Raw genomic sequence first — 7,892 nt, 5'->3', positions numbered from 1 at the left:
TGGAAGCGGAGCTGGAAGCGGAGCTGGAAGCGCGTACTCTGCAATACGAGTACTACCGTGATTCACTCTTCGAAGCCCTCGACTGCCCTCGTGTTCCTCTAGACTCTTTCGCAAAGATTAAGAACGGTAAGACCTATAAGGAATTCGGCGCAGGAAATATCCCGGTATATGGTTCTGGCGGAATCATGACCTATGTTGATAGGTCTTCATACGATAAGCCGACAGTGCTTATTCCGCGTAAGGGTTCTTTGGGAAACCTCTTCTACCTAGAAGAGCCTTTCTGGAATGTCGATACGATTTTCTACACCGAAATTGACGAAGAGCAAGTTATTCCCAAGTTCCTGTACTACTTCCTGAAAACGGCTCATCTTGAAGATCTAAACACTGCTGGCGGTGTTCCTAGCCTGACCCAGAAAGTGCTTAACAAGGTTCTTATCCCAGTTCCTTCTCTAGAAGAGCAGCAGCGCATTGTCGATATTCTCGACCGCTTCGACGCCCTAACCAGCAGCCTCTCCGAGGGTCTACCCGCAGAGCTCGCAGCGCGTCGCAGCCAATACGAGTACTACCGCGACCAGCTACTTTCTTTCCCCCGCAAGGGCGAAAACCAGTAGCCACCCGCGCATCACGCGCACCCCGTGCAGGGGCGGCACCCCGCCACCCCTGCACGGGCCGCTAGACCTCAACCACATACCTCAACCACACTCAACAACCCAAACCCAACTGGCCGGGCTCACCAACCCTTAGCCCACCCAGCCACACACTCAACCCCTACGCAAAGGAGCACCCCGTGGAAACCGTACCCAACCACCCCCGCCCCACCGAAGGACGCACCGAAAGCATCCTCAGCTCAGACGACTTCACTGTCATCGCCGACCGCACCAAAGCAAAGGGCTACGACGAATGGGACGCCCAGCACCAGAAGAAGCGTGAGCACCAGAGCGAATCGCAGCTCGAAGCCGAACTCATCGAAACCCTCAAAACCCAGGGCTACGACTACCTGCCGCGCCTCACCGACGAAGCCGCACTCATCCGCAACCTGCGCGAACAGCTCGAACGCCTCAATACCCGCCCCGAAGAAGGCGCATACGGCCCCAACAGCGGTTTCCACTTCACCGACGAAGAATTCAACCGCCTACTCACCGAACACATCGCCCGCTCCAACGACGGTATCCTCGAAAAAGCAAAGCTCATCCAGGAAGAACGCTTCATCGACTTCCGCCTCGAAGACGGCACCCTGCGCAACATCATGCTCATCGACGCCGCCTACCCCGCACGCAACCGCATGCAGGTCATCAACCAGTACCGCGTACCCGCCCCTAACGGCAAGGTACTCAACCGCTACGACGTGACCATCCTCGTCAACGGCCTGCCCCTCGTACACATCGAACTCAAGAAGCGCAACGTGAGCATCCGCGAAGCCTTCAACCAGATTGAACGCTACCAGAACGAAGGCTTCCAGCAGGACAAGCACCGCCTCTTCGAATACGCCCAGATCTTCGTCATCAGCAACGGCTTCGAAACCAAGTACTACTCCAACACCGTGCGCCACAAGCACATCGAAGACCAGCAGACCGCCAGCCGCAAGACCGCCCCCGGCGGCTCCGCAGGCAAGAGCTTTGACTTCACCAGCTACTGGTCAGACGAACAGAACAACCGAATCAACGACCTAATCCTCTTCGCGCGCACCTTCCTCACCCGCCACACCCTCGCAAACGTCCTGACCCGCTACTGCATCTTCACCGTAGGCCAGGACCTGCTCGTCATGCGCCCCTACCAGATTGCGGCAACCGAGAAAATCATTAAGCGCGTCGAAATCGCCAACAACAACCCCAAGCTGCTCGGCACCAAAGAAGCCGGCGGCTACATCTGGCACACCACCGGCAGCGGCAAGACCCTCACCAGCTTCAAAACCGCACGCCGCCTGGCAGAAACCGGGCTCGTCGACAAGGTACTCTTCGTCGTGGACCGCAAGGACCTCGACTACCAGACCATGCTCGAATACAACAACTTCCAGGCAGACTCCGTCAGCTCCACCGGCAGCACCCGCGAACTCAGCAACCGACTCGCCGACCGTGGAACCAACATCGTAGTCACCACCATCCACAAGCTGTCCAACCTCATCACCGCCGAACCCGAGCACCCCGTCTACAGCCAGCGCGTAGCCATCATCTTCGACGAATGCCACCGCTCCCAGTTCGGCCGTATGAACACCGCCATCAAGAAGCACTTCAAGAAATACAGCATGTTCGGCTTCACCGGCACCCCCATCTTCGAAAAGAACTCCGCAGGCGGCCCCGGCACCACCACCGTCGAAGTCTTCGGCGACTGCCTGCACACCTACACCGTTGTTGACGCCATCAACGACAAGAACGTGCTGAAATTCCACCTGGAATACACCAACACCAGCCCCCACTTCGCCGAACTCGAAGAAACCTCCTACGCAGAAGAAATCGCCGCCGAACGCGCCGAAACCCCCGACGCGAAGGAACTCGCCAAGTTCGCAAAGAGCAAGGAAGTACTCGAAAGCCCCGAACGTATCGAAGCCGTAGCCACCTACATTCTGGACAACTACGACCGCAAAACCAACCAGAGCTCCGCCACCAGCTACGAGGTCAAGAAGACCCGCACCATCAACGGCGTCACCAAACACTACGTAGAACGCGTGCGCGGCTTCAACTCAATTCTGGCAACCTCCTCAATCGATGCAGCCTGCACCTACTACGACGCCCTCAATACCCTGCAGGAAGAACGCATCGCAGACGGCACCCTGCGCCCCGAACAGAAGCTCAAGGTCGCCATCATCTACTCGCAGGGCAACGGCGGGCAGCTCTTCGACACCTTCGGCGAAGAAGAAAACTTCACCTTCGCCACCGAAGGCACCGGCAGCCGCATGGACGGCTTCCTCGAAGACTACAACACCATGTTCGGCACCAACTTCAGCACCGACGGCGACTCCTTCGACAACTACTACAAGGACGTCTCCCGCAAGATGAAGATGCGTGAGCTGGACCTGCTCATCGTCGTCAACATGTTCCTGACCGGTTTTGACTCCAAGACCGTCAACACCCTCTGGGTAGACAAGAACCTGAAGATGCACGGACTGGTGCAGGCATACAGCCGCACCAACCGAATCCTCAACTCGCTCAAGCCCTCCGGCAACATCGTGTGCTTCCGCGACCTCGAACAGGCGACTAAGGACGCCTTCACCCTCTTCGGCGACACCGAAAACAGCGACGGCCAGTCCGCCCTCGGCATCGCCTTCACCCGACCCTACAAGGAAGCCTACGCCGCATACGACAAGGCCGTATCCGAGCTGCGCGAAGAATTCCCCATCGATGAGGGCGGCTCCATCACCGTGAACACCACCGAAGACAAGGCCCGCTACATCGAGCTGATGAACCAGGTGCTTAAACTGCAACAGGAACTGCGCGTGCACGACGAGTTCATCCGCGACGGCGGCAACGAACTCATCAGCGACTACGACATGCAGGGCTACACCGGTGTCTACAACGACATCTACGAAGAAGCCCGCGAACTGCGCCGCGAACAGGAAGAAGCGAAGGACAGCGCCGACAGCGAGGGCGACGGCGAAGAAAAGCCGACCGGCGTCGATCTGCTCGCCAACATGCGCTTCCTGACCGAACTGGTCAGGCAGCAGGAAGTTGGTGTGCTCTACATCCTCGAGCTCGTCAAGGCAGCCCGCGCCGCACGTCACGGCAAGGCCGACGCGGCAGGGGAGAGCGGCACCGCCGAAACTGCCCAGGACAGCGTCGAGTACTTCCGCGACCGCGTGCGCCTCGCAATTCGTAACGACGCCGACCTGCGCGAAAGCGGCGACATCATCGAGGACTACTTCGACACCTACCTGAACGAGTCCGAAGACCACGACGTGCAGGAACACTTCCACCACTACGTGACCGACCGCCGCACCCGCGAAGAAGACACCATCGTCAAGGACGAAGAGCTGGACTCCGCAGAAACCCAGCGCGTCGTCAACCGTGCGCTCAAGGAAAACCGCCGCACCATCCCCGGCAAGATCAGCCGCCTGGTCAAGGGCAAGATCTCGCTCTTCGGCGGCAAGCTCGGCGGCGCGAAGACTGAAGATGCAGCAACCAAGGCGAAGCGCGTGAAGCAGAAGCTGGAGAAGCACATCGTCCGCTTCATGCCGTTCCTCGGCGGAGAATAACCCGCGGTGACGTGCTGTAACCGGCGGTAGCCTGCGGTTATTCGCCCAGAGGTAATCCGCCCAGAAGCCACATGTGTTTCGAAAAGCCACTTCTTTGGTGGCTTCTCGAAACACATGTGGCTTTTCGCCGTTAAGCGGGGAGGATCGGGGACTCCTTCGATAGGTTAGTGTTTTCGCCGTGGGTCTTTACCCCGCAGTAAAGACAGCAACCTATCGAAACAGCCAGCTACCCGCCGTGTAATCTACCCCCCCTCTGCACAGTGCCGATTTTCGGTCATGAGTTAGTGACTTTGGCGGGGGATAAAACCCCAGCCCAAAGTCACTAACCCATGGTCGAAGTCCGTAACCCATGACCGAATTTCCATACGGGGCGGCACAGCCCCTTATCTTGTCAGGGGTCTTTTCTAATCTGTAATCAGAAGCACCGAAGCCCACGCCCCGAGAGCACCGCACCCTCCCAGCGCATCCGAGAGAAAGGACCAACCACCATGGACAACCCCACGACTAACACTCAGCAGAAGACCCTGGATGATCTGGAGTACTACCAGGCCCTGGAAGAGAAGCGCCGCCAGATCAATAAGGAACGCTGCGACGCCATGGAGCCGATGTACACGGAACGTTTCAACATCGACACCTACATGGCATTGGCGTTGAAGGAGGCTGAAGCACACGCAGAAGTCAACTCTCAAGATGAAGAGGCCTTCAACAGGGTTCAGAGGTTGCATGATGAAATTCCAACGATGAGCATTGAAGAAAAGCTTGAATTCATCGATGAAGATATGTACTACAAGGATTCTAAGGGGTACGAAGAGAAGCTGCGTAGCCTGAACATCATCACCCCGTACGAGACGCAGCTTCGCCTCGCATACGTACTGGACCCGAGCCAGAAGACGATTGAACAGGCCGTCAACATCCACAAGGCGAACCTGAAGAACGGAACCGAAACCAAGAAGCTCAACTTCCGCCGCAAGGATGGTCAGTACTATCTGAACGAAGCGCAGGAAGAATACGTGCGTGAGGTGCAGCTGGATAACTTCGCTTACGAAGGCGAACGCGGTTCCATCGAACTTCTACGACTCGTGTATGACAACGAACGGTACCCCTGCCTTGACGACGACCAGTACGAAGAAATCAACGGCTTCTCCTGGGAGACCATCAACATGGAGGACTACCGCGCCGGCCGCCTGCTGACCTTCGGCGATGCTCTCCCGGATGGCGCCATCGCCCCTCCGCATGACCGTATCGAGTACCTGGCTGACCTGGTCAAGCGCGGCGAAATTGACGTGCCGACCTTCTGGGAGCGCGTTAAAACCAATTCGTACGTGGGCACCGTGGAAAAGTTCGGTCCTGACGGGGAAGAATCCTTTATCATCACGAAGAAGAACTGGCGTCAGTTCGTTAATTTTCGAGAAGAACGGCCGAACAGTGAGTCGGACTCCTTGTGGTACTCCCAGTTCCCCGAAGAACTTGGAGGCGACGATTTCGTGGACCTCATGGAACGAACCTACAACTGGCGCATCGCAGACTGGGAATCGTGGATCGACTCGCTGCCCGACGACTGGTTCGCGGTGAACACCAAGGCAGTTCAGGCCGCTCTCGATGAGTACGAGTACGGAGTTCTCGGAATCGACATTGTGATGGTCTGGGGCCGGGAGCTTAATCGCCGCCGCGGCAAGTAGCCCGCCAGGCTAAAGCACCGGTAAAACAAGCGCCGGTAAAACACAGGGCGCGGCGCACCCGCAGCGTTGGATGCGCCGCCCCTCCACCCGCCACCATGCTCGCTGCCCGCCAAACTCGCCGCTGAGCGCGCGCTCGCCGGTGAGAGTACAGCCGCCTCCGCATCGCGATTTATCGCGAAAAAAGCACCCCTGCCCGCTTAGCCTGTCAGGGGAGTAGCGTACAGTAAAACACATCACACACCCACACAATCGAATCCGATAAACAACCACACCCCAAGGAGTGAACATGCCGCACAACGCCGTATCACACATCCAGCAGCAGTACGCCGCACACCACCCGCGATGCAACACCTTCGCCCTGGACAAGCCCAAGAGCGCAGCCTATGGCTACACGGCCGCCTTCATCGCGTTCAGCAACGCGGACGGCACGCCCACCAACGAGACGCTCACCCTCGACAGCATCCACGCCGCCGCAGAAGCCTGCCAGGTCATCGACATGGGCTTCGACTACACGCCCTACTACGACGGCGAACCGGTCAACCCGCCCACCTGCCACCTCATCATGGGCACCAACTTCGGCGAATCGAACAAGAAGTATGCGCTTTCCTCGCTCTACGGCACGGCGCGTATCTACCTGATTACCGCCGACGCACCCACCGTCAAAATCGACGGGTTCATGACGAAGCTGTCCATGTTCGTCAACAAGATGCGTAACAGCGAAACCTGGAACCGCGCCAAAGCATACATTCTGAGCACCTCACCGGCAGGGGAGGAGCTGCAGAGCTTCGCGTGCTCCTTCACCACCTTCGCCATGCCGCGCAAGTACATCGTGGACCATGAGAAGCCCTGGCGACCCGAGAAGGAAATCGTCGTCAACAACAGCCTGCAGATGGCATTCCGACCCGGCATTTTCTGGCCGAAGCAGTCCGCCGTGGACCCCTCGCGTCCGCTGACCGTGCGTGCCTCTGAAGGACCCGCAACCTTCGAGAGTATCTCGGATCTGACCTGCGGCGGTGTTCCCGTTGAGAAGACGGCGAAAGCCCTGGAAAAGCGGCAGAACATCAACACCTACATCTACCATTTCGCCTACCCGAAGAACCTGGGGGAGCAACCGAACCTCGCCGTCATCAACTACATGGTGGAGGTACTCGCCCTGCACCTGCGCGAACTGGACAAGCTGCAGCTGGCACCGAACGCACAGCCGCCGCTTGAGTGGACCATGGAGGACATGCTTTTCAGTTCGGCGTTCGTTGTTCAGGATCTTACCGAGCAGAGTGGCGTTCCTGAGGGGTCGCACTTGCAGGTTCCTAGTGGCCAGCCGCGACAGCGTACACCGCACACCAGCCCGAAGCGCCCGGCACCTGCCGCTCAGCCCGCACCCGCTACTCGTCCTGCTCAGGAGGCGCGCCCGGCACCCGCGCAGCGCCCGGCACCTGCCCAGTCGCAGCAGCCGAACCCGCGCCCCGCGTACTCTAACCCGCCGCGTCCCGCAGCGAACCAGGCGGCGGCAAATCAGGCAGAGCCCGTGTACCAGCAGGCTCATCAGCCGAGCCCTGAGTACCGCCCGAACCCGCAGGGATACCAGAACCAGGGTTATGCGGACGCCCCGCACCACGCAGAAACCCAGCACCGCCCCGATGCCCACTACCACTCTGATGCGCAATACCACCCGGGTGCTCAGCCTCAGGCAGGTGCGTATCAGGCGCAGGGCTACCAGCCGAACCCGCAGCACCCGCAGGCGAACTACCCGTACCAGTCGGTGCCTTCCCAGTACCAGCAGAATCCCGCATACCAGCAGAACCCGTTGTATCAGCAGGATGCGCCGAGCCAGCAGCGTCCGGTTTTCCAGCCGACCCCCACGGGCACCCGCAACGCCGGAAACCAGAAGGGTTTCTGGGGTAAGGTCGCGTCATTCCTGAGGGGTGAGTAGACCCGAATGTAGCGGCGGCTAGCCGACGGTTATCTGCCCAGGGTTATTCCGCCCAGAGGTAATCTGCCCAGAAGCCACATGTGTTTCGAAAAGCCAC

Annotated in this window: 4 protein-coding genes; all 4 read left to right on the top strand. The window is 58.9% G+C overall.

Translation table 11 applies throughout. From position 1 onward, the window contains the following. The coding region (locus HMPREF2749_RS02650) for a restriction endonuclease subunit S (RefSeq protein WP_210395309.1) at positions 1 to 611 on the top strand (611 nt) is incomplete at its 5' end. 176 nt (positions 612 to 787) lie between these two features. Further along, positions 788 to 4,186 carry a type I restriction endonuclease subunit R, EcoR124 family gene (locus HMPREF2749_RS02645; RefSeq protein ID WP_083301078.1) on the top strand — a complete coding sequence of 1,133 codons (3,399 nt, stop codon included), beginning with the start codon at positions 788 to 790 and terminating at the stop codon, positions 4,184 to 4,186. A gap of 488 nt (positions 4,187 to 4,674) precedes the next feature. Beyond that, entirely contained in the window at positions 4,675 to 5,865 is a 1,191-nt protein-coding gene (locus HMPREF2749_RS02640) for a hypothetical protein (RefSeq protein WP_070593357.1), read from the top strand. Positions 5,866 to 6,151: 286 nt separating this feature from the next. Further along, positions 6,152 to 7,795: a histidine kinase gene (locus HMPREF2749_RS02635; protein ID WP_070593356.1), complete on the top strand. Its 1,644-nt coding sequence runs from the start codon at positions 6,152 to 6,154 to the stop codon at positions 7,793 to 7,795. Positions 7,796 to 7,892 lie beyond the last annotated feature (97 nt).

This window comes from Rothia sp. HMSC075F09 (assembly GCF_001810515.1).
Lineage (GTDB): Bacteria > Actinomycetota > Actinomycetes > Actinomycetales > Micrococcaceae > Rothia.
Note: the sequence above shows the minus strand (reverse complement) of the source record. Positions and strands in the feature narration are given on the sequence as shown.

What these genes read in the sequence shown, in the direction of transcription:
- HMPREF2749_RS02635 (WP_070593356.1), top strand. Translation starts at nt 6,152, where the DNA reads ATGCCGCACAACGCCGTATCACACATCCAGCAGCAGTACGCCGCACAC.
- HMPREF2749_RS02640 (WP_070593357.1), top strand. Translation starts at nt 4,675, where the DNA reads ATGGACAACCCCACGACTAACACTCAGCAGAAGACCCTGGATGATCTG.